The sequence below is a fragment of the Cyclobacterium sediminis genome, assembly GCF_054781075.1.
The window spans coordinates 15,651-36,965 of the sequence record NZ_BAAGVC010000022.1; the positions used below are offsets into that span (position 1 = coordinate 15,651).

Sequence of the window (21,315 nt, forward strand, 5' to 3'; positions counted from 1 at the left end):
CTTATAATATTTGGTAGCCATATAATGAATGGAATTATTTTGCTTAATAAAATATTATTTTTATCCATAAAGATTTATGAAAGTTGCTTCGGGTTAATTGGCTCTTATTTTCAGGATATTGGGCAAATACAACCAAATTTTTTATTTTTTTATTCCTAAAATTAATTTTATCGGTCATAATTCGCTTTAAAAGACCATTGAAAGCTCACTAAAGGCTTATTTTATCTGTCAATTCGTTGTGTAGGTGAAATCAAGCGGGTTGTCATAGACAAATTGAAATTTTGTTTGGCACCATTTATCTGCTGCAATTTCTTTCCATTCTTGCTTTTCCGGATTTTCGTAATTGACAGGTGGAGCAAAGCCCATGTCTAAAGCATTTTTTTCAATAACCGCCTTTTTTGCCGGATGATTAGGACAAACAATATTATAGGTTTCATTCCATAAACCCTTTTCTATAATCCAAAGCACCGCCCTCACGGCATCCTTTTTGTGAATATAGTTGACAGGAGGATGTCCCGGAACATCCTTTTTACCACTAAAATATTTCCCCGGAATTCTGTCATCACCCAATAACCCTCCAAATCGAATAACTGTCAAGTCATAGGTATTGTTTTTCCGTAATAAATTTTCTGCAGTCAACAGGGCAGGATTTCCTGTGTTGGTAAGATTAAGTGGGTCTGCTTCGGTTGCCACTTTGTTGTTGTTGGGATAAACAGAAGTGGCACTGACGTATATAACCCTTTTTATGCCATGTTTCTGAGTTAATCCCTTGATTATCTCAATTTGTCTTGGGTGATAAGAGCTTGGTTTACTCCGAGTGGAAGGAGGGATGTTTATAAATAGAATGTCTGTATCAAAAATACTTTTAGGAACAGTACCCTCCAATTCCGGGTTTAATAGCAGTTGCTCGCATTCAAATCCTTGCTTTCTTAAGGATTGTTCTTTTTCCGGATTGGTGGTTGTTCCCTTTACGGTAATGCCCTTTTCTTTTAGGGCTTTAGCCAAGGGGATTCCAAGCCAACCCATTCCAATTATACTAACAGTCATTTGATCTTTTTTCTATGGTCTACAAAAACGTATGCTTATTAAACCTTGGGTTATCAATAAGGATAACACAACCTTATCATTATTTGAAAGCTATTCATGGCTCCTTTACTTTAACCATTAAAGCACCAGAGAGTTGCCCATTGTTCCAAATAGCTTGATTTTATTTTGATCCAAACACTCCCTGAGGAAGTTCAGGGCCTGGTTTACGGATATCTGGGTTTAATATGCAAAAACCACCAATAATATGGTGGTTTTTATGTTTTGATAGGGAATCAAATAATCCGCATGTAAAATTAATTTATTTTTGACTTAATTTTTTGGTGCTGTTCCAAAAACATAATCCCAAATAGGTGTGCTTACACCAAAGGCAACATCGGGATCTTTATAATGATGAATGGCGTGGTTTACCCACAATACTTTTAAGAAATTTTTGGGAGGCTGAAAGGCGTGAACAATATAATGAACCCCTAAATAGGATGCATAACCCACCAAGAAACCGGGGAGAAAGTACCAAGATAAATCGCCCATTAAAAAATGAAATAGAAAGTGTAAAATCACTGCATACAAACCGGAAATAAATGGCGGCATGGCCAATCTGTCTTTGTCTTTGGGGTAATCATGGTGAACGCCATGCACATTGTATTGCAATTTGTCCTTAAATTTGGTATCTGGAATCATATGGTAAAAGTATCTATGGAGAAGGTATTCTACCAATGTGAAGACAAAATAACCACCTAAAAACAAACCAAGGGCTTCAATAAAAGGAATATTCGTTGAGGAAATCCCAACATAGAAAGAGTAAATACCTACACCTAAAAACAAAGCAATAGGGATACTGATATGGGTCCTACTCAAACGTTCCAAAACTGGGTTGGCGAACATTTTAGCTGTTCCGCTATTATCGGGCCGGTCCAATCTTCCAATTTTTTTCATTACTTGATTGTGGTTTTATCCAAAGATCTTTTTCAATTATGATGCCTAATTTAAAGAAAAGAAAGGCTACATGTAATAATTTATTCTTTTAACATTACTCCTACGCCAAGTAGTTTCATTTTATCATCAAAATTATCACTGATTTTTATCAGTTTTTTAATGATGAATAAGTTTTATCTATTGTCTTTTGGTAGAATTCTTCATATAAGGGAAGGATGGCGGTAACGTCAAATGATTTTGCACGCGCCAAAGCATTATTTTTAAAATTTGCTAAATTTTCATCAGCCAAAATGAATTTAGCCTTTTCTGTCATGGTGTCAATGTCTCCCACCTCACATAAAAACCCTGTGACTCCATCAATATTTAACTCGGGTATTCCACCTACATTACTGGTCAAAATAGGGACTTGACAGGCCATGGCTTCCAGGGCTGCCAATCCAAAACTTTCTTTCTCTGATGGCATGATAAATAAGTCTGCCACAGAAAGCACTTCCTCAACAGCCTCTAATTTACCTAAAAATCTAACATCTTCACATGTTCCCAACTCTCGGCATAGCCTTTCCATTTTGTCTCTTTCGGGGCCATCCCCAACGAGTAATAGTTTTGAAGGAATTGATTTTCTTACTTCGTAAAACACCCTTATAACATCTTGTACACGTTTTACCTTTCGGAAATTAGAGGTGTGTACCATCAGTTTTTCATCATTGGGGCAGATGGCTTTTTTGAAGTGTTCCTTTTTTTGCCGCTTGAATCGGTTTAAGTCTATAAAATTCGGAATGACCTCAATATGTGTATTTACATCAAAATGAAGCAATGTGCTTTTTTTCAAGTCGTCAGAAACGGCTGTTACTCCATCGGATTCATTGATGCTAAAGGTTACCACCGGCTCATAACTGGGGTCTTTGCCGACCAAAGTGATGTCCGTACCGTGAAGGGTGGTGACTACAGGGATGATAACGCCTTGTTTTTTCAGTATCTGTTTGGCCATATAGGCTGCCGAAGCATGAGGTATGGCATAGTGAACATGTAGCAAGTCCAATTCTTCGTATTTGACAACATTTACCATTTTGCTGGCAAGCGCTAGCTCATAGGGTGCATGATCAAAAAGAGGATAACTTTTGATGTCTACTTCATGGTAGTAAAGGTTTTCACTGAAAAAATCAAGTCGAGTGGGCTGTTTATAAGTGATAAAATGAATTTGATGACCTTTAGCAGCAAGGGCCTTGCCCAATTCGGTAGCAACTACTCCACTGCCACCAAAGGTGGGGTAACAAACGATCCCAATTTTCATTTTAATTTTATTTGATGTGGGTTAAATATTTCAACCTTAAACACGGTATCTATCCTTTTTTGTTCATTTATTGGCTAAAAGAAATCTATTTTCTATTGCCTCATAGATGATATCTTGAATATCAGAACGAACATTGTCCCTCAAAAGTTTGTTGTTTCCGGCATTGGGGTAGACCCTGTTGGAAAGGAAAATATAAATTAACTGGTGTTCCGGATCAGCCCATGCAGCGGTTCCAGTGAAGCCTGTATGTCCAAATGTTCCGGGAGAGGCAAGATTGCCTGTTGGCCCTTTGTCTTTTTTTGGGTCCGGCTTGTCCCAGCCCAAACCTCTTCTGCTCCGAAATGATTGCTTGTTGGTGAATTTCTCTATTGTTGCCTGATCCAGTAATTCCTCGGTTCCATATTTTCCATTTTGAAGCATCATTTGCATCATTTTAGCCAAATCATTGGCATTACCAAAGAGGCCTGCATGACCTGCAACGCCTCCATACAATGCCGCACCCGGGTCATGTACATATCCTTGGACCAAGGTCTTTCTAAAGAGGTTGTCCTGCTCCGTTGGGGCAATTTGGTCGGGACTCACTTTTTTTAATGGCAGGTATCCAAACCGATTCATCCCTAAAGGAGCATAAAACTGCTGCTCCAAAAAATCCTCCATCGGTTGATTGACCATTTTTTCGATCAATCGGTGCAAAAGATACATTCCAACATCTGAATAACGATAACTGTATTTGGTACTTTTGGTGCCACTGTATCTTAAGTTAGATGCAACAGTCCATTTCCATACACTGTCTGGAAGGGCTTTGTTTCCATATATTCCATGGGCGATTTCAATGGGGTAGTTGTCGGATTTTTGGGGACTATAGTATTCCTCTTTCCATTGATTGCCTTCCAGTGTTTTGGTGAAATGGGGGATATAGGGTATCAGCCCTGCTTCATGAGTTAATATATTGCGGATAGTAATGCCTCCCTTATTGCTTCCTTCCAGTTCTGGTAAGTGTTTTTCTAATGGGTCATCCAGATTTATTAATCCCCTACTATTTAAAAACATGACAGCTTGGGTGGTGGCCATTACCTTGGTAAGCGAAGCAAGGTCATACAGCGTCTTCTCATCTACCGCTTGTTTTTTGCCATAATCAAAATAGCCGTAATTTTTTTCAAAGACTACTTGTCCATTTTTTGCTATTAGGATGGAGCCGCCTGGAGTAGCTTTACCTGAAATGGCCCGCTCCATGATGGTGTCAATTCTCATTAATTCCCTGCTGTTCATGCCTTGGGCTTCGGGAGTAGAATAAGCGAGCCTGTGCAGGCTGTTTGTTTCTATGCCATGACCTTTAGGCCAGACACCCTTTAGACTGATGGGAAGTCTGCCTGACCCTTCTCTACCACCAAAAATTACTTGAGGGGCAATGCTTTCAGTGAAATCATTTTCTTCATAGGCAAAGATCAGGTTTTTTTGGTCCTTGAAATTTTTAGAGGAATAGGCATTTCCAAATACCACTGTTATTACTTTATGCGTTTCCTGCAATCGATTGATAAAAGCTATTTCATCAGCTTTTAACCCGAAATTTCGTCGGGAATTATTGCTCATACCCATGACGCCCACCACTATGGTGCTGAACTCTTCCAGGTTTTTTTCCATGGCAGCAAAATTGTTCTGATTGCTATTCGGGCGTAATGTAAAATGTTTGAATTGGGTATATTTGCTTAGGAATTTTTTAAAGGTTTCCCCCTTTCTGCCTATGGTGAGGGAGGCCATGTTTTCCAAATCCAAATGCTTAACAGGGATTACTTGATCTTCATTGCTGACCACTGTAAGGGAGGAAGCATACAATTGTTCAATAAGGGCCTTGGTTCCAAAATTCGAAAGTCGCTCTACTAGTTTATGGGTATTTACCTCCTGCTTTTTGTTGAGTCCGGCCCAGTATTTGGCGTTGAGTATCTTTTTAATTCTTTGGTCTATTTCCTCCTGGCTTATCCTACCGTCTTTTACGGCTTGCAAAATCAAGGCCTTGGATTTAGGAACATCCTCTGCATAAAGCAAGACGTCATTTCCGGCAAGTAAAGCCATTAGTTCCACCTCTCCCGGCTTGTAAAGACTACTTACCCCTTTCATATTGAGGGCATCTGTAAAAATGAGCCCTTTAAACTTCATTTCTTCTTTGAGTAAATTGGTTACTACCTTGGGGGATAAGGTGGTGGGTAGTTTTGGTTCACTGCCTAAACTTGGAATATGAAGGTGAGCCACCATAATGCTCATCAGGCCTTGATCGATCATTTCTCTGTAAGGATGCAAGTCTATATCTACTATTCTGGCCTTGCTGTTATTGATCACAGGTGTGGTGTAGTGGGAGTCTGAATTGGTGTCGCCATGACCGGGGAAGTGTTTGGCATTGGCAAGTATACCGTTGTCTTGCATGCCTCGCATATAGGCAAGGGATTTATTGCTTACCAATTGTTTATCCTCTCCAAAGGAGCGATAGCCTATCACAGGATTTAGAGGGTTGGAATTTACATCCACCACAGGAGCAAAATTAATATGCATGCCAATTTCCTTAAACTGCCGGGCAATTTCTTTCCCCATTTGATAAACCAAGGCGTCATTTTTAGCCGCACCAAGGGTCATCTGCTTAGGGAAATTCAGGACGCTATCCAGTCGCATACCTATTCCCCATTCGGCATCCATCGCTATGAACAATGGGGTCTTGGCTATGGATTGGTAATGGTTGGTCAGGTTTGCCTGGCGGACAGGCCCTCCTTGAAAAAAGATGATCCCACCTAGATTTTCTTCTTTAATTAATTTGGAAATACTGTTTACATGAGCTGCTCCTTTGTTGGAATAGGCCGCAACCATGAAAAGTTGTCCCAACCGCTCTTCAAAACTAAGGCTGTTAAAAACACTGTCTACCCAGTGTTGCTGCGCACCAGTATTTTCACTTATCAATGGATCCCTAGGTTCAGTACCATCGTGTCCGGACACCAAACCTATCAATAGGAGGCAGCAGAAAAACATTACGTAAACTTTTTGCCACATGGGGGTGTTAAAATTTTATTGGTAATAATTTAAGAATAACTTTGCGTTAACACACAACGTTTAATTCAAACTTACATAAATATCCTACTTCTACCTATGTAAAAGTGATGAACAGGTGATATTTTGTTTAAAACAATAGTTAGATAAGGAAGGTTTCAGTTGTTTTTTTGACTTTTGTTGAAACCAATTGGAAGCCCACTTAATATGTGTTACGCCCTTAGGCAGTTGACAATTAAAATTTAATACTATGAATTTCCCATCCATATTCAGAATAAATCGGCCAAGTAGGTTTAATATCAGTCCTAGACATTACGATCCGGTAAAGGAAGAAATTAAAAACAGGACGGAAATGATCAAGAAGGATTTGGAAATAGAAGGGGTGCTAAATCCGGAGGAGCAACAAATACTGGAAAGAAAAGTTTCAGGAGGATCTTCTAGAATCAGGGGAGCCTTTACCGGTGGAAGCCCGATTAAAAAACAACCTTCCAATATCATGGACAATACAGGATTGATCCGGATGATCATCATAGTATTGTTAGTGGGAGGCTTTGGCGGATACATCTATTTAGGTCCGGTAATTCTGTATTACCTGCTTTATTTTACAGCCGGTGGAGCTTTATTGTTTGGCCTTTTTAAGCTAAAAGGGAGAAAGAAAGATGAGTGATATGATTCAGTTGTTGCCGGATGCCATTGCTAACCAGATCGCTGCTGGAGAAGTGGTGCAAAGACCGGCATCAGCCTTGAAAGAGCTTTTGGAAAATGCCATTGATGCGCAAGCCCAATCCATTCAGGTGGTGATAAAAGATGCAGGAAAATCTTTGATTCAGGTGATCGATGATGGACTTGGCATGTCCCTTACCGATGCCCGTATGTGTTTTGAAAGGCATGCTACTTCTAAAATCAAAAAATCTGACGACCTTTTCAATATACGGACACATGGTTTTAGGGGAGAAGCGATGGCCTCTATTGCTGCCGTAGCACAAGTGGAACTAAAGACCAAACGCGATGGCGATGAGTTGGGGACGCTTATTCAGGTGGAAAGCTCAACCGTTAAAAAACAAGAACCCATCGTTTTCCAAAGAGGAACTTCCGTTTCAGTTAAAAATTTGTTTTGCAATGTTCCGGCCCGGAGGAATTTTCTCAAATCCAATGCCGTAGAGACCAAGCATTTGGTGGAAGAATTTCAGCGGGTAGCATTGGCATACCCCAAGATTTCCTTTTCATTTTACCAAAATGATATGGAGCTCTTTAAATTGGCCGGAGGGAAATTGAGTAAAAGAATAGTAGGGATTTTTGGCAAACAATATCGTGACAAGTTGATCGTTTGTCAGGAAGAATCCCCTCACATTAATATCCAAGGGTATATTGGCAAACCTGAACAAGCCAAAAAATCTCGGGGAGAGCAGTATTTCTTTGTAAACAATCGCTTTATCAAAAGCAATTACCTGGGGCATGCAGTCAGTACCGCTTTCGAATCTTTAATAGGTCAGGATCAACATCCTTTCTATGTTTTGTTTTTAGACATTGATCCAAAACACATAGACATTAATGTACATCCCACAAAGACTGAGATCAAATTTGATGACGAGAGAACCATTTATGGAGTGGTAAGGGCTGCTGTCAAGCAAGCTTTAGGTGCGCACCATGTAGTGCCCACCATCGATTTTAGCTTGGATGTAAACTTTACGGACTCCTGGAGCAAGGATACAGCAAAAAGAAAAGAGGTAGGCCTGGAAAATAATTACAGGACTTATAGAGGGCCAGGAATGGCCAATAAAGATCCCAAAGGCTGGGAGCAGCTGTTTCATAAGGACCATGAGGAACGGGCCATAAATTTCGACCCAGAAAGGGGCAACACCGGGCAGCAAGAACTTAAAACTTTTCCTAGTAAAGTTAATAGCAAGGATGAGTCGCCTGTAACTGAAATAAATAAACCGGCCTTGGGTAGTGGAAATACCTTTCAGGTGGAACAGACTTATATTGTTACGCAAACTTCTTCCGGTTTATTGATCTTTGATCAGCAGGCCACACATCAGCGAATTCTATACGAACGGTATGCCGGTCAATTGGAACAGTCCAAGGGAGCCTCCCAACAATGTCTCTTTCCGCAGAATATTAGGCTTAGCCCGGCAGATTTTGCCTTGGTAATGGATTTGAAAGAGGAACTTAGCGACTTGGGTTTCCAGTTGTCAGAATTTGGTCAACATGCCATTTTGATCAATGGGGTGCCTGCTGATATTCATATTACAAGCGAAAAGGTATTGTTTGAAGAACTATTGGAGCAATTCAAGCATTTTAAGAATGAACTCTCATTAAATAAAAAAGAAAATCTTGCCAGATCTTTGGCAAAAAAGACCTCAATTAAAAGAGGTGATAAGCTTCAAAGTCAAGAGATGGAAAATCTCGCAGGGCAATTGTTTGCCTGTCAAAACCCAAATTATAGCCCTGAGGGGAGCAAAACCTTCATTAAGTTGGATTTAAATAAAATTGATCGCTTTTTTTATTCCTGAATTAAAATAAGAATTTATGTTTAGAGCCCTTACACCCATTGTGAAAAACCTATTGTTAATTACGGTGGGTATGCATGTAATAGCTTCTTTTTTTCTTCCGCAACTGAGTGGGCTTTTTGCCTTGTATTATATAGAGAGCAAAAACTTCATGCCTTTCCAGTTTGTGACCTATATGTTTATGCATGCAGATTTCTGGCATTTGTTCAGCAATATGTTTGGCCTATTTATTTTTGGACCCTTACTGGAGCAATTTCTGGGTCCCAAAAAACTGTTAATTTTATGGATGGTATGTGGCGTAGGGTCAGGAGTGCTGTATTCGGGATATGTGGCTTATAATATGGGACAATTGAATGATAAAATTGAAGCCTTTAGCGAGGATCCGGATCCCGAGGAGTTCAATCGATTTGTCTCAGCCTATAGCCATTATTTCAATCCTGTAATTTATGATTTTATCGATGATTATAGTCGGGATGCTGATAATCCGGAGTTTGTGGATAGAGCAAAAAGAAGTATGTTGGGAGTAAGAAATGTACAGGCCAATATCCCTATGGTGGGTGCTTCAGGGGCATTATTCGGTATTCTGATCGCATTTGGAATGCTCTTCCCCAATACCCAGTTGTTTTTGCTTTTTCCACCAATGCCGATAAGGGCAAAATACCTTGTATTGTTCTATGGACTATACACAGTTTATAATATATTTGTATCAAATCCCACTGACAATGTAGCCCATTTTGCCCACCTATCAGGATTATTGATAGGAGCTATTTTGGTTACTTTTTGGAAAAAGGATAGGCAAAGTTTTTATTAAAAGAGAAAAAATGTACGGAGGGTTTTGGTACCATATAAGACATGCATTTGACCATAAAAACAATGGTCTATACAAGATTATTGCCATAAATTTATTGGCTTTCTTGGTATTGATGGTGCTCAGGGTTTTTCTAACTATAGGGGGGGGCGAAACTACCTATCGCTCAATCATATCTTTTTTTATGATGCCGGCAGCGATTCCTCAATTTCTTATGCAGCCCTGGACCATCATAAGCTATATGTTTTTGCATGAAGGCTTTTTGCATATAATTTTTAATATGCTATTTCTTTATTGGTTTGGATTGTTGGTTCAGGAGTATTTAGGAAGTAGAAAGCTAGTCAATTTGTATATTCTAGGTGGAATAGCCGGAGGTTTACTTTATATGATTCTTTACAATATTGCGCCTTATTTTAGTGACCGAGTGGATGGAGCCTTAATGCTTGGAGCAAGTGCTGGGGTTTATGCTATTGTTGTGGCTGCGGCTACCTTACGTCCTGATACTGAATTTCATTTGCTCTTAATAGGGCCTGTTAAAATCAAGTACATAGCGATTTTCTATGTGTTAATAGCCTTTGCAAATTCAGCAGGTGCTAATGCAGGAGGAGAATTGGCACATTTAGGAGGAGCAGCCTTGGGATTTGTATATATACTGCAATTGAACAAGGGAATAGATATTGGAAAACCTGTTCAGACGGTGGGAACGTTTTTCGAGAAGTTATTTTCGCAAAAGCCCAAAGTTAAGGTGACCTATAGGCGCGATACAGACTCCACTAAGAAAAAAGCCGGCAGAGGTAGCTCTGCCTCTGCTGCCCCGTCTAGTAGAAGTACGCAAGAGGAAATTGATAGGATTTTAGATAAAATTGCTGACAAAGGCTATGACAACCTCACCAAGGAGGAGAAACGAAAGCTTTTCGATTTTAGTAATAAAGACAGCTAAGTTCCATTTTCTTTAACTAATTATAGCCCAAGGTGTTTTTAAATGCATCCAAACCTTTGTCGGTCAGATAAGGAAGAACAGTGGAGAATATTAATTTACTGTAATAGGAAAATTGAATATCATTGGCTCCAAAAACTGCTAAATTATGGCTCAGCCAATAATCCGATAACATCATTATTTGAACGGAAAGATTTTCAAAATTACCCGGAAATTTCTCCTTGTAGAAATAGCCTTCCTTTTCCAGGGTGCTAAATAAATGAATAAACTGAGCTTTCCTTAAAGCAGTTAACTCCAAATACTTGTCTTTAATGGTTTCGTTGCTTTGGATAAGGTTGGTTAAATTCACCATGAGATAGCGGTACCTGAACTGTAATTTGAAAATTCTGACAATAACCCTAAAAAGCTTTTCTAAGGAAAAAGAGGGCTGGTCTATTTCTTCAGCCAAAGCATTGGCACCTTCACAAAGCTGGGAGAAGGCTTCGGATAAAAGGTCATCTACACCGGCAAAATATTGGAAAAATACATCGGATGAAATATCGGCCTTTTCTAATAAATATTCCAATTGCAACGGTCTACAGTCATGCTCGTTTATTATAGGTAGCGTTTTTTTAATAATTTCATCAGGCTTCATCTCTATAAATCAAATTAAGGAAGTTGATTTTTTTCTATTAATTACAACTGTTTTTCTCGGCAATAATTATGCCTTTTTTATTGATTTTCAGTAAACTAAAGTAGAAAAAGAATAGATATAATCAAAAGCCTTATTGATGAGAGTTCTTTGCTTTACAATTCATTTTTGTTGGCTAGCTGACCGCAGGCTGCGTCAATATCTTGTCCCCTAGATTTTCTGACGTTTGCGATAATGCCGGACCCTTCCAAAATGGAAAGGTATAAGTCAATTTTATCTTGGGAAGCTTGTCTGAATTCTCCTTCATCAATGGGGTTATATTGAATAATATTTACCTTGGAAGGGATGTGTTTACAGAATTTAGCCAATGCTCGGGCATGTTTTTCGTCATCGTTGATGCCATCCCAAATGACATATTCATACGTAACCTTCCTTTTGGTTTTGCTATACCAGTATTTTAATGCCTGAGCCAAATCTTCCACAGTGTTGGTTTCATTGATAGGCATTAGCCTTGTCCTGGTTTCGTTGATGGCAGAATGTAATGAAAGAGCCAAATTGAACTTGACTTCGTCATCTGCCAGTTTGCGAATCATTTTTCCAATACCGACAGTGGATAAAGTTATTCGCCTGGGTGAGATGCCTAAGCCTTCCGGCGAACATATTTTATCAATAGCAGAAAGCACGTTCTGGTAATTGAGCAAAGGCTCACCCATCCCCATGAACACAATATTGGTAAGTGGGCGATCAAAATACAAACTGGCTTCTTCCTGAATGGCTACTACCTGATCATATATTTCATCCGGATTAAGGTTGCGCATTCTTTTCAATCGAGCGGTAGCGCAAAAATTACAATCCAAACTACAACCTACCTGAGAAGATACGCAGGCAGTAATTCTTTTAGATGTAGGAATGAGTACGGATTCAACAATATTGTTATCATATAACTTGACCGCATTCTTAATGGTACCATCAGTGCTCCGCTGAAACTGGTCTACCAGAATATGGTTAATTGTGAAATTTTCTTTCAATATTTCCCTGGTGGATTTGGAAATATTGCTCATTTCATCAAAGTTTTTCAAAGACTTGTTCCACAGCCACTCATAAACTTGTTTCGCCCTGAATTTTTTTTCTCCTACAGAAAGAAAATAGGCTTCAAGTTCTTCAAGTGTTAGTTTTCTAATGTCTTGTTTTTTTTCTGCCTGCATGATATTAATTTACTTGGAATCTGTCATTAACAGCCCTTTAATCAATAAAGGTTCAATTGATACGATTTTGTTTGCCTGAGTGACTCAAAAAAAGAGCCAAGATATGAGCGGCGATTTTGGTTTCATCTTCAATGGTCCTTATTTAAAAGTAGGGAATTTAGCACCTGTTTTATTCAACTCCTCCATTAATCTTCCTTCAAGTTCAATAGTTTTTTCAGGAAATTCACTGCTGATGTCTTGCGTCTCTCCCGGATCCGTTTCCAAGTTAAATAATTGGTTGTTGTCACTTTCATAATCATGAATTAACTTCCAATTTCCTTGCCTGATTGCAGACCCGGGTTTCCATGCACTTCCGTGATATTGAGGGTAATGCCAGAAGAGCAGCTCCCTTTCAGGTGCTTCCCCTCTCAATAGGTAAGGGGAAAGATCCTTTCCATCCTTTTCCTCAAATTCTGCCCCTGCCATACTGAGTAAAGTAGGGAAAATATCCATGCTAATGACAGGGAGGTCTGTAGCCGTTCCCGGATTTTTGATACCCGGGCCTTTTATAAGCATTGGAACCCTAATCCCACCTTCATAGCACCAGCCTTTACCGGCTCTTAATGGGCCGTTTGCTGTGGGGGCCCCTTTACCATATAAGGTGGACAGCCCCCCATTGTCACTGGTCAATATTACCCAGGTGTTGTCATCCAAACCTTGCGCCTTAAGTTCCTTTAGTATTCTGCCCACATTTTCGTCCATAGCCGCTACCATAGATGCATAAGCGGCATTGTCTTGAATTAACTTTGTTTGCCCGTCTCCTTCTTGTCTGTATTTGGGCTGCTCTTCGGGTACAGTCCTGTTTTCTTTTTTGTCTAGGAAATAGTCATGCCTTTTGGGAGCAGCTTGGATAGGGGTGTGAACGCTATAAAAGGAAAGGTACAACAAGAATGGTTCTTTATTTTTTTCACGAATCAGCTGTAAACTTTCGTTGGTCAATCTATCGGTAAGGTATTCCCCTTCCGGTCCATCAGTAAGTTTAGGGTTACCATAGGGAGAATAATAGCCATTGCTTTTACCCTTTTTTAGCTGTGGAGCTCCCACGCGCCATCCTCCGATGTTCACATCAAAACCCTGGTTTTCGGGCCAATACTTCTCCTCTTCTCCCAGATGCCATTTTCCAATAAAAAAGGTTTGATACCCATTGTCCTTAAACTTTTCAGCAAGCGTTGTTTCTTCCAAAGCGAGTTCGTTATTAATCGAAGGGGTAATGATGGGCCGGCTTTCTTCGAATTTATCATAGCCTGGAATCCAATCAGTAATACCTAGCCTATTGGGGTGCATGCCTGTCATTAAAGCAGCGCGGGTGGGGCTGCATACCGGATGCGCAGCATAGGCTTGAGTAAAACGCAAGCCTTCCTTTGCCATTTGATCCAGGTTAGGAGTTTCATAAAAACCCTCAGGATAATTGGCTTTTACATCGGCCCAACCCAAGTCATCTACAAGGATAAAGACAAAATTAGGCTTTTGCTTAACTTCTTCTTCTACTTGGCAAGCACTAATTAGTAAGGCCAAAAGGAGAAAATAGTAGGTGTTTTTCATGTAGCTACAAACTGTTTGTTTACAAAGGTAGATAATACAATGAAATTTTAAGGGGGAGAAATTAAATATAAGTGCAATAGCGGAATTTAAGGTAGTACTAACTGCCAAAAGGTCTGGTTTTTATGGGGTCTATGTTCGAAATCGGACATAATTGCAGGCTATTTGCTTAATTCCGGTTTGGTTTCATATTTGTGTAAGGTATGGAAAGCAATTAGTATTAAAATAAACCGGAGCAATAATGGATTTCAAGCAATTTACTATTAAATCACAAGAAGTGATTCAGAAAGCCTTGGAGCTATGTACTGCTGAGCAACAGCAGCTTATAGAGCCTGCTCATATGCTGAAGGGTATTGTTCAAGTTGATGCCAATGTTACGGATTTTATATTCCAGAAATTAGGGGTCAATTCAGGATTGATCTTACAGAAGTTAGATGAAATCATCAGTCAATATCCAAAAGTAAGTGGGCAACAACCCTATTTATCCAATGCGACGAATGAGGTGATAACAAAAGCAAAAAGTTACCTCAAGACTTTTGGGGATGAATTTGTAGCAGTGGAGCATTTGTTACTAGGAATTTTGGCCGGTTCTGAGAAAGTAGCGCAGCTATTAAAAGGGCAAGGCTTAAGTGAAAAAAAATTAATAGAAGTTATCAAAGAACTTAGAAAAGGAAATAAAGTGACCGATCAAAATGCAGAATCTAAATACAGGTCTTTAGAAAAATATTCTAAAAATTTAAATGACCTGGCCAAAAAAGGAAAGATTGATCCTGTCATCGGTAGAGATGAAGAAATCAGGAGGGTCTTGCAAATCTTGGCAAGAAGGACCAAAAATAACCCGATACTATTGGGCGAGCCCGGGGTAGGTAAAACTGCTATCGTAGAAGGTTTGGCCCAAAGGATTGTAAGTGGAGATGTGCCTGAAAATCTTAAGAGTAAAACCCTTATATCATTGGATATGGGGCTCCTGGTGGCAGGGGCTAAATACAAAGGGGAATTTGAGGAGCGCCTAAAAGCAGTCATCAAAGAAGTGACCGACTCTGACGGTGAAATAATCTTATTTATAGATGAGATTCATACCTTAATTGGTGCCGGAGGTGGAGGTGAAGGTGCAATGGATGCAGCCAATTTATTAAAACCGGCCTTGGCAAGGGGAGAGCTGCATGCCATTGGTGCGACTACCTTGAAAGAATACCAGAAGTACATTGAAAAGGATAAAGCACTCGAACGACGATTCCAGCAAGTGGTGGTGGATGAGCCGGATGCAGCAGATGCCATTTCTATTTTACGGGGTATTAAAGACAAGTATGAATTGCACCATGGGGTGAGGATCAAAGATGATGCGGTTATTGGCGCGGTAGAGCTTTCTCAACGCTATATATCAGACCGCTATTTGCCGGATAAAGCCATCGATTTGATGGATGAAGCAGCGGCCAAATTAAGGATGGAGATTGATTCCCTTCCTCAGGAATTGGATGAGCTAAATAGGCGCATCATGCAATTGGAAATAGAAAGGGAGGCCATTAGGCGAGAAAAAAATAAGGACAAAGAAAGTGTACTTAGCAAAGAATTGGCAGACCTTACAGAAAAGAGGCAAGAACTAAAAGCCAAATGGGAAGGTGAGAAGGCCGTTATTCAAGGCATTCAAAGAGAGAAGGAGAATATTGACAAATTCAAAATTGAAGCAGAACAGGCGGAGAGAAGCGGTGACTTCGGCAAGGTTGCTGAAATTCGTTACGGCAAAATTGTTGATAGCGAGCAAAAGCTGGAATCATTCAAAGCACAACTGAAGGAGATGCAAGAAAATTCCACCTTGCTAAAAGAGGAGGTGGATAGTGAAGACATTGCAGCGGTGGTCAGCAAGTGGACGGGCATACCATTGTCTAAAATGATCCAAAGTGAAAGGGAGAAATTACTTCACTTGGAAGACGAATTGGGCAAAAGGATTGCAGGTCAGAAGGACGCCATCACCGCGCTTTCGGATGCAGTGAGAAGAAGCAGGGCAGGTCTGCAAGATCCAAAACGCCCTATTGGTTCGTTTATATTCTTAGGTACTACAGGAGTTGGTAAAACAGAATTGGCCAAAGCACTGGCGGAATATTTATTCAGTGATGAGAATGCCATGGTTAGAATCGACATGTCGGAGTATCAGGAAAGGCATGCTGTTAGCAGGCTGGTTGGAGCGCCTCCGGGATATGTAGGCTATGATGAAGGTGGTCAACTTACAGAAGCTGTGAGAAGAAAGCCTTATTCCGTGGTATTGTTGGATGAAATTGAAAAGGCACACCCGGATGTGTTCAATATCCTCCTTCAAGTATTAGATGATGGTAGGCTTACCGACAATAAAGGAAGGATAGCCAATTTCAAAAATACCATTATTATCATGACCACTAATATTGGGTCTCATTTAATTCAAGAGCGTTTTGAGAGTTTGAATGAGAGCAATAAAGAAGAAGTACTGGAAAGCACAAAAGAAGAGGTTTTCAATTTATTGAAAAAATCAGTGCGACCTGAGTTCTTGAATAGAATTGATGAAACCATCATGTTCGAGCCGCTCAACAGGAAGATCCTTCGGAAAATTGTGGATATCCAATGGAGAGAAATTCAGCAACGCTTGGCAGAATCCGGTATAGAAATTGACGCTACCCAAGAGGTGTTGGATTATTTAGGAGAAGTTGGGTTTGATCCTCAGTATGGAGCCAGACCACTAAAAAGAACCATGCAACGCTTGGTGTTAAATGAGTTGTCCAAACAAATTTTGAGTGGATACATCAAGAATGATAGCGCTGTATTGGTGGATTTAGATGCAGAAAAACAAGTCTATTTCAAGAATGTAGACCATGTTGAGATAAGTTAAAATTCGGTTTATTGGGTTTATTAGTTGGACAGCCAACCTGTTTTCAGGTTGGCTGTTTTTTTGCGTCAGTCCCAAGCTGTAAATCCCAGTGATTGACCTACATCCTAGGTAGTCAAATTGGGAAAGTAAATGTACCGAATCAATATAAAATGGCTGCTAACTTTTGAGATGCATTGAGCTTAAGGTGAAACAAGAGATATTATGCTCTGTGCTTTTAAGTAAAATTTTACGGGTTGAGCAATGTGTCTATTTAAAATATTGTAAATTTAATTTTTTACTGGTTTATTACTTGTAAATTACCCATTTAGCCAATAGTCATTTTATATATGAATAGTGAAAAAGTTTTGATTTTACTTCAGTTGTTTTTAAGCGGAGCAGAATACTTTTTCAGCCGGTTAAGTTTTTTAAAACTTCAGAATCTTTGGGGGCAGGCAAGGTCAAGCTCTTATGCGGTATATCTTAAACGGTATGTGGTGATACCGGTCATAGGTGAAGGTAAATCAAGAGGCTATACCGGGGATGCGTACATCAGGTTTAAAATATCATAATTCTACTAACTTCTACAAAGAATGTCCTTCAAGCATATTATAGTTGGCTACCAAATACCAAGAGTCAATTCCAATAAAAAGTGAAAAATCAAATAACGCTATGAATAAATTAATTCTATTGCAGCTTTTATTTTTATTATTTCTCAACTGTTTTATTTTACAGGTCAAGGGGATGAATTCCGGCTTCAAAGAACAGCCGAAAAAAATTGTGTTGATAGCAGGTCCGAAAAGCCATGGCCCTCATGCTCACGAATACATTAAATCAGTGAGGCTTATAAAAACCATGTTGGACAAGTCCAATGTGAGAGGGTTAACCTCGGAAATCCACCTAAATGGCTGGCCGGAAGCAACTTCAACTTTAGATGATGCCGACCTGATACTTTTTATCACCGATGGGAGGGATGGCCACTTGTTTTCAGATGTGCCATTTATGACAAGCGATCGGATGAAGGTTATGCAAAAACAAATGGATAGGGGCTGTGGTATATCCTTGATTCATTTTTCAACTTTTGCATCAGATCATTTTGGTAAAAAAATATTGGAATGGGGAGGAGGCTATTTTGATTGGCAAGATGATTTGGGAGAAAGAAACTGGTACTCTGCCATCAAAACTATGGAAAGTAAACTTGTTTTTCAAAATCCCAAACACCCTATAGTGTCCGGGCTAGAACCTTTTGTATTGAAAGATGAGTTTTATTACAATATCAGGTTTCAGGAAGGTGATGACCGTGTTCAATCAATTGCTGGAGTGCCTGGGTTGGAAGGTAGAAAAGGAAGTGGTAATACTGTAGCTTGGGCCCTCGAAAGGAAAGACGGTGGGAGAGGATTTAGTACAACAATGGGTCATTTTTTCTCAAATTGGAAAAATGATAATTTCAGAAAAATGTTGCTCAATGGTATTGTTTGGGCATCAGGGGCAGAAGTACCCCAAGAGGGAGTGGAGGCTGAATTTTTCAATGATCAAGAAGTAACCCTGCACCTCTTCCATAAGACCCGAAAAGCATTGGTGCTCACAGGGAATCACCACCCTGCCCATCCATGGCAACAAACTTCATTACAAGTCAAGTCAATCATTGAAGAAAATACAGCGTTTTTTGTGGATATTTCCACGAATATTGAAGATCTCTCTCAATATGATCTTGAAGATTATGATGCATTAATCCTGAACTATGCCAATTGGGAAGACCCAAATATATTATCAGATGGATCAAAAAAAACCTTTGTTAACTACTTGAAAGAGGGTGGGGGCTTAATTGTGTTGCATTTTGCCAATGGTGCTTTTCACTTCTCTCTCCCCAATGCCGGAGCTTCTGACTGGCCCGAATACAGGAATATCGTCAGTAGAGTATGGGATCACCACTCAGACAGCGGCCATGAAAAATATGGTGAATTTATGGTTAAGGTGTCAAACCCCAAGCATCCGATCACCTCAGGGGTTGAGGATTTTTTAACTTTTGACGAATTGTATTTTAACCAGAAAGGAGAACGGTCCATTGAACCTTTATTAACGGCCAAATCCAATATTACAGGAAAGAAAGAACCATTGGCATGGGTATACAACTATGGCAAAGGGAAGGTTTTTCAAACCCTGTTGGGGCATGATGCCAAGTCTTTTAGCGCTAAGCAGTTTCAAATGGTACTTTCCAATGCAATCAATTGGGTGGCAAAGGAAAATGAGGATTAAACCCGAAATATGCAATAGACATTCTATTACGTGCTGAAATCGCTTTAAAATCAGCCACTTCGTTGCTGTTTTCAATTTCACCATAGCGGTGCTATGCTAAAATCTCCAAACAGTCTGATTTTCTTGCGATTGCAACACTCCCTGAGAAAGTTCAGGACAGGCATTACGAATCCTATTACATAATCCGAGTTAAAGGATAGGAAGATATTTAATGGTTTAATTGTGGGCCGTTTGTTCCAGCTTTGTTCTATTTTTTCCATTTTTGACTTTCCTCAGTCACGGCAACATCCCAGGCTTGAGCGGGATTCGCTTGATACATCGGGTCATTGTCTATTAGGGGAAATGATTCCAATACTTTATAAAGCTGCTGGAAGTTGTTTTTTCTTTCTTCAGAATTTAAGCTGTCTATGAGGTTAACCTTCTCTTCAGGGTCTAGCTGCAAATCATAAAAGGATTCAGCCTCCCTTTTTGAGTTGATATAGAGTTTATATTTTTTGTTTCGCAAAACCCTGTCTCGGAAAATGTATTGGTTTTCAACGCCATTCTTGGTAAGTGCAGCATGATTTCCTCCACCCATTCCCAATATCCATTCTCGGCCGGATGCTTCCTCCCCCTCTAATAAAGCATTTTTAAAGGACTGACCATCGATTTTAAAAGTTTTGCTGTTTCCTGACGATTGCTTTTGCAGGTCTACACCTGCCAGATCCAGAAATGTGGGATAAAAATCAGAAAAGTCAATGAGCGCATCAGACACTTGGTTTGGTTTTATTTTGCTTGGCCAGCTGGCAATAAAAGGGGCATTGATGCCGGATTCAATTGTTTTTGCTTTTCCGCCTTTTACCATCCGGCCATTTATTTTTCCTGTTATAGCTCCTGTAGTACCATTGTCTGTGGTCCAAATGACTAGGGTATTTTCCCTGATGCCTGCATCATCCAGGGCCTGAATTATTTCTCCCGTAATTTTGTCTGTGTATTTCACCATGGCTTTATGCTTCCCTAAATTGTCCGTCGCAGAATCCAATGGTGTATTTACAAATGGGGTGTGGGTGAGGACCATGGGATAATAAATAAACATGGGCTTGTTTTTATTATTGGCAATAAAATCAATAATGAAATTTTTAAATACATCCGGCCCAAATTCTCCCTTGTAAGAATTACTCCCTTGTTTGGTAAAAATATAGGGATCTTGATACCGATTGATACTGGCTTCAATTCCTGTTTCATAACCGGTCCACATGCAATATTCGTCGAAGCCGTTTTTGGTCAAAGCATCCGGTTCCACCCTGAAATCATCGATTTGCCATTTGCCTGCGATACAAGTGGTGTACCCGGATTTTTGCATTTCTCGGCCTATAGAAGGGTTCATTTCCTCATCGAAATGCGCACCATCTCCCCATCGCGGAACATCCCAATGATTCACCCAGCCATGTCTGAAAGGATATTGACCGGTAAGTAAGGTAACCCTGGTGGGGGTGCATTGAGGCATGGAATAGACATTATGGAAGGTCATGCCACTAGCTGCGAGTGCATCAATATTGGGTGTAGAAATATTTTCAGCTCCATAATGACTGACCCATTCTTTACCCAAATCGTCCACCATAATAAAAATGATATTGGGTTGAGAGGGGGTAACAGTAGTAGTGCGGTTGTTGTTACAACCCATCAGGGAAAGAAGTAGTCCAAATAGAATTAGATTTTTCATAGGGGCGTATTTCCGGGCCTATTGGCCTATTAATGAAGATGCCAGGTGGGTAAATATCAATAAGCTTAGCCCTTTTTACCTGCGATAAAATAATCCAGTTTTTTATTGGTGGATTTTTGAATTTTATTTTTCATAAATGGTGTCCATCCAATCAAGTAACCTATAGTGCCCATGGCTTGTTTGCTCCATTCCCACAGGTTAAAAGTGTCAATATGTTCGACGATTTTTTCCTCCTTAAACTTAAATTCTGCACTGACATTATTGATTACTTTTCGATTGTTTTTACCAAACTGATATTCGGCTATCCAGTTTACTTTTCCTTTTTTATCAGAGACTCGCGCAATGGTATAACTGATTGTAAGGTCTTCCTTTTTTGAGGATAGTAACATCTCCCACATCTTACATGCTCGGTCTCCCTTCAAAGTGCCGAAGACAGGGTCTTTGAACACGATGTCCTTATGGTAACATTCCCCCATTGCTTTACTGTCTCCTTTTATAAAAGAAGTGTAAAATTTATTCATTAGTGCTTTGTTGTCCATGCTTGTTTGTTACCC

At 39.8% G+C, this 21,315-nt stretch carries 16 protein-coding genes; 7 read left to right on the forward strand and 9 right to left on the reverse strand.

Annotation, left to right across the window (positions count from 1 at the left end; genetic code table 11):
• Nucleotides 1-228 precede the first annotated feature (228 nt).
• The 4 genes from ACYVHJ_RS18075 to ACYVHJ_RS18090 form a co-directional block, all read right to left on the reverse strand.
• Nucleotides 229-1,047 carry a Rossmann-fold NAD(P)-binding domain-containing protein gene (locus ACYVHJ_RS18075; protein WP_460517608.1) on the reverse strand — a complete coding sequence of 273 codons (819 nt, stop codon included), beginning with the start codon at nucleotides 1,045-1,047 and terminating at the stop codon, nucleotides 229-231.
• 309 nt (nucleotides 1,048-1,356) lie between these two features.
• Nucleotides 1,357-1,980: a sterol desaturase family protein gene (locus ACYVHJ_RS18080; protein ID WP_460517612.1), complete on the reverse strand. Its 624-nt coding sequence runs from the start codon at nucleotides 1,978-1,980 to the stop codon at nucleotides 1,357-1,359.
• Between the two features lie 148 nt (nucleotides 1,981-2,128).
• On the reverse strand, nucleotides 2,129-3,271 hold the full coding sequence (gene bshA, locus ACYVHJ_RS18085) for an N-acetyl-alpha-D-glucosaminyl L-malate synthase BshA (RefSeq protein WP_460517615.1): 1,143 nt from the start codon (nucleotides 3,269-3,271) through the stop codon (nucleotides 2,129-2,131).
• Nucleotides 3,272-3,334: 63 nt separating this feature from the next.
• On the reverse strand, nucleotides 3,335-6,304 hold the full coding sequence (locus ACYVHJ_RS18090; RefSeq protein WP_460517618.1) for a glycoside hydrolase family 3 N-terminal domain-containing protein: 2,970 nt from the start codon (nucleotides 6,302-6,304) through the stop codon (nucleotides 3,335-3,337).
• 247 nt (nucleotides 6,305-6,551) lie between these two features.
• On the opposite strand from ACYVHJ_RS18090, the gene ACYVHJ_RS18095 reads away from it, so the two are divergent.
• The 4 genes from ACYVHJ_RS18095 to ACYVHJ_RS18110 are packed head-to-tail and all read left to right on the forward strand — an operon-like array spanning nucleotide 6,552 to nucleotide 10,559.
• Entirely contained in the window at nucleotides 6,552-6,968 is a 417-nt protein-coding gene (locus ACYVHJ_RS18095) for a hypothetical protein (RefSeq protein ID WP_339905468.1), read from the forward strand.
• Nucleotides 6,961-8,814: a DNA mismatch repair endonuclease MutL gene (gene mutL, locus ACYVHJ_RS18100; RefSeq protein ID WP_460517623.1), complete on the forward strand. Its 1,854-nt coding sequence runs from the start codon at nucleotides 6,961-6,963 to the stop codon at nucleotides 8,812-8,814. The genes ACYVHJ_RS18095 and mutL overlap by 8 nt, the downstream gene beginning before the upstream one ends.
• A gap of 16 nt (nucleotides 8,815-8,830) precedes the next feature.
• A complete protein-coding gene (locus ACYVHJ_RS18105) occupies nucleotides 8,831-9,622 on the forward strand; it encodes a rhomboid family intramembrane serine protease (protein WP_460517626.1) in 792 nt (263 codons plus the stop codon).
• 10 nt (nucleotides 9,623-9,632) lie between these two features.
• Entirely contained in the window at nucleotides 9,633-10,559 is a 927-nt protein-coding gene (locus tag ACYVHJ_RS18110; RefSeq protein WP_460517629.1) for a rhomboid family intramembrane serine protease, read from the forward strand.
• 16 nt (nucleotides 10,560-10,575) lie between these two features.
• Here the strand turns inward: ACYVHJ_RS18110 and ACYVHJ_RS18115 are convergent, their stop codons facing one another.
• From ACYVHJ_RS18115 to ACYVHJ_RS18125, 3 genes are all read right to left on the reverse strand, one after another.
• Nucleotides 10,576-11,190 carry a TetR/AcrR family transcriptional regulator gene (locus ACYVHJ_RS18115; protein WP_460517632.1) on the reverse strand — a complete coding sequence of 205 codons (615 nt, stop codon included), beginning with the start codon at nucleotides 11,188-11,190 and terminating at the stop codon, nucleotides 10,576-10,578.
• A 152-nt stretch (nucleotides 11,191-11,342) separates the two neighbouring features.
• Complete coding sequence (rlmN, locus tag ACYVHJ_RS18120; RefSeq protein ID WP_460517635.1) at nucleotides 11,343-12,392, reverse strand: 23S rRNA (adenine(2503)-C(2))-methyltransferase RlmN; 1,050 nt, start codon at nucleotides 12,390-12,392, stop codon at nucleotides 11,343-11,345.
• A 138-nt stretch (nucleotides 12,393-12,530) separates the two neighbouring features.
• Nucleotides 12,531-13,973, reverse strand: a complete 1,443-nt coding sequence (locus ACYVHJ_RS18125) for a sulfatase (RefSeq protein WP_460517638.1) — start codon at nucleotides 13,971-13,973, stop codon at nucleotides 12,531-12,533.
• A 238-nt stretch (nucleotides 13,974-14,211) separates the two neighbouring features.
• On the opposite strand from ACYVHJ_RS18125, the gene clpB reads away from it, so the two are divergent.
• From clpB to ACYVHJ_RS18140, 3 genes are all read left to right on the forward strand, one after another.
• Complete coding sequence (clpB, locus tag ACYVHJ_RS18130; RefSeq protein WP_339904572.1) at nucleotides 14,212-16,827, forward strand: ATP-dependent chaperone ClpB; 2,616 nt, start codon at nucleotides 14,212-14,214, stop codon at nucleotides 16,825-16,827.
• A 326-nt stretch (nucleotides 16,828-17,153) separates the two neighbouring features.
• Complete coding sequence (locus tag ACYVHJ_RS18135; RefSeq protein WP_460517642.1) at nucleotides 17,154-17,375, forward strand: hypothetical protein; 222 nt, start codon at nucleotides 17,154-17,156, stop codon at nucleotides 17,373-17,375.
• Between the two features lie 100 nt (nucleotides 17,376-17,475).
• Complete coding sequence (locus ACYVHJ_RS18140) at nucleotides 17,476-19,059, forward strand: ThuA domain-containing protein (protein WP_460517645.1); 1,584 nt, start codon at nucleotides 17,476-17,478, stop codon at nucleotides 19,057-19,059.
• Between the two features lie 247 nt (nucleotides 19,060-19,306).
• Here the strand turns inward: ACYVHJ_RS18140 and ACYVHJ_RS18145 are convergent, their stop codons facing one another.
• Nucleotides 19,307-20,761 (reverse strand): sulfatase-like hydrolase/transferase, encoded by a 1,455-nt coding sequence (locus ACYVHJ_RS18145; protein ID WP_460517648.1) that lies wholly within the window; start codon nucleotides 20,759-20,761, stop codon nucleotides 19,307-19,309.
• A gap of 65 nt (nucleotides 20,762-20,826) precedes the next feature.
• Nucleotides 20,827-21,300 carry a nuclear transport factor 2 family protein gene (locus tag ACYVHJ_RS18150; protein ID WP_460517651.1) on the reverse strand — a complete coding sequence of 158 codons (474 nt, stop codon included), beginning with the start codon at nucleotides 21,298-21,300 and terminating at the stop codon, nucleotides 20,827-20,829.
• Between the last annotated feature and the right edge of the window lie 15 nt (nucleotides 21,301-21,315).

What these genes read in the sequence shown, in the direction of transcription:
- rlmN (WP_460517635.1), bottom strand. Translation starts at nt 12,392, where the DNA reads ATGCAGGCAGAAAAAAAACAAGACATTAGAAAACTAACACTTGAAGAA.
- mutL (WP_460517623.1), top strand. Translation starts at nt 6,961, where the DNA reads ATGAGTGATATGATTCAGTTGTTGCCGGATGCCATTGCTAACCAGATC.
- ACYVHJ_RS18115 (WP_460517632.1), bottom strand. Translation starts at nt 11,190, where the DNA reads ATGAAGCCTGATGAAATTATTAAAAAAACGCTACCTATAATAAACGAG.
- ACYVHJ_RS18140 (WP_460517645.1), top strand. Translation starts at nt 17,476, where the DNA reads ATGAATAAATTAATTCTATTGCAGCTTTTATTTTTATTATTTCTCAAC.
- ACYVHJ_RS18075 (WP_460517608.1), bottom strand. Translation starts at nt 1,047, where the DNA reads ATGACTGTTAGTATAATTGGAATGGGTTGGCTTGGAATCCCCTTGGCT.
- clpB (WP_339904572.1), top strand. Translation starts at nt 14,212, where the DNA reads ATGGATTTCAAGCAATTTACTATTAAATCACAAGAAGTGATTCAGAAA.
- ACYVHJ_RS18090 (WP_460517618.1), bottom strand. Translation starts at nt 6,304, where the DNA reads ATGTGGCAAAAAGTTTACGTAATGTTTTTCTGCTGCCTCCTATTGATA.
- ACYVHJ_RS18145 (WP_460517648.1), bottom strand. Translation starts at nt 20,761, where the DNA reads ATGAAAAATCTAATTCTATTTGGACTACTTCTTTCCCTGATGGGTTGT.
- ACYVHJ_RS18105 (WP_460517626.1), top strand. Translation starts at nt 8,831, where the DNA reads ATGTTTAGAGCCCTTACACCCATTGTGAAAAACCTATTGTTAATTACG.
- ACYVHJ_RS18125 (WP_460517638.1), bottom strand. Translation starts at nt 13,973, where the DNA reads ATGAAAAACACCTACTATTTTCTCCTTTTGGCCTTACTAATTAGTGCT.
- ACYVHJ_RS18080 (WP_460517612.1), bottom strand. Translation starts at nt 1,980, where the DNA reads ATGAAAAAAATTGGAAGATTGGACCGGCCCGATAATAGCGGAACAGCT.
- ACYVHJ_RS18095 (WP_339905468.1), top strand. Translation starts at nt 6,552, where the DNA reads ATGAATTTCCCATCCATATTCAGAATAAATCGGCCAAGTAGGTTTAAT.
- bshA (WP_460517615.1), bottom strand. Translation starts at nt 3,271, where the DNA reads ATGAAAATTGGGATCGTTTGTTACCCCACCTTTGGTGGCAGTGGAGTA.
- ACYVHJ_RS18110 (WP_460517629.1), top strand. Translation starts at nt 9,633, where the DNA reads ATGTACGGAGGGTTTTGGTACCATATAAGACATGCATTTGACCATAAA.
- ACYVHJ_RS18150 (WP_460517651.1), bottom strand. Translation starts at nt 21,300, where the DNA reads ATGGACAACAAAGCACTAATGAATAAATTTTACACTTCTTTTATAAAA.
- ACYVHJ_RS18135 (WP_460517642.1), top strand. Translation starts at nt 17,154, where the DNA reads ATGAATAGTGAAAAAGTTTTGATTTTACTTCAGTTGTTTTTAAGCGGA.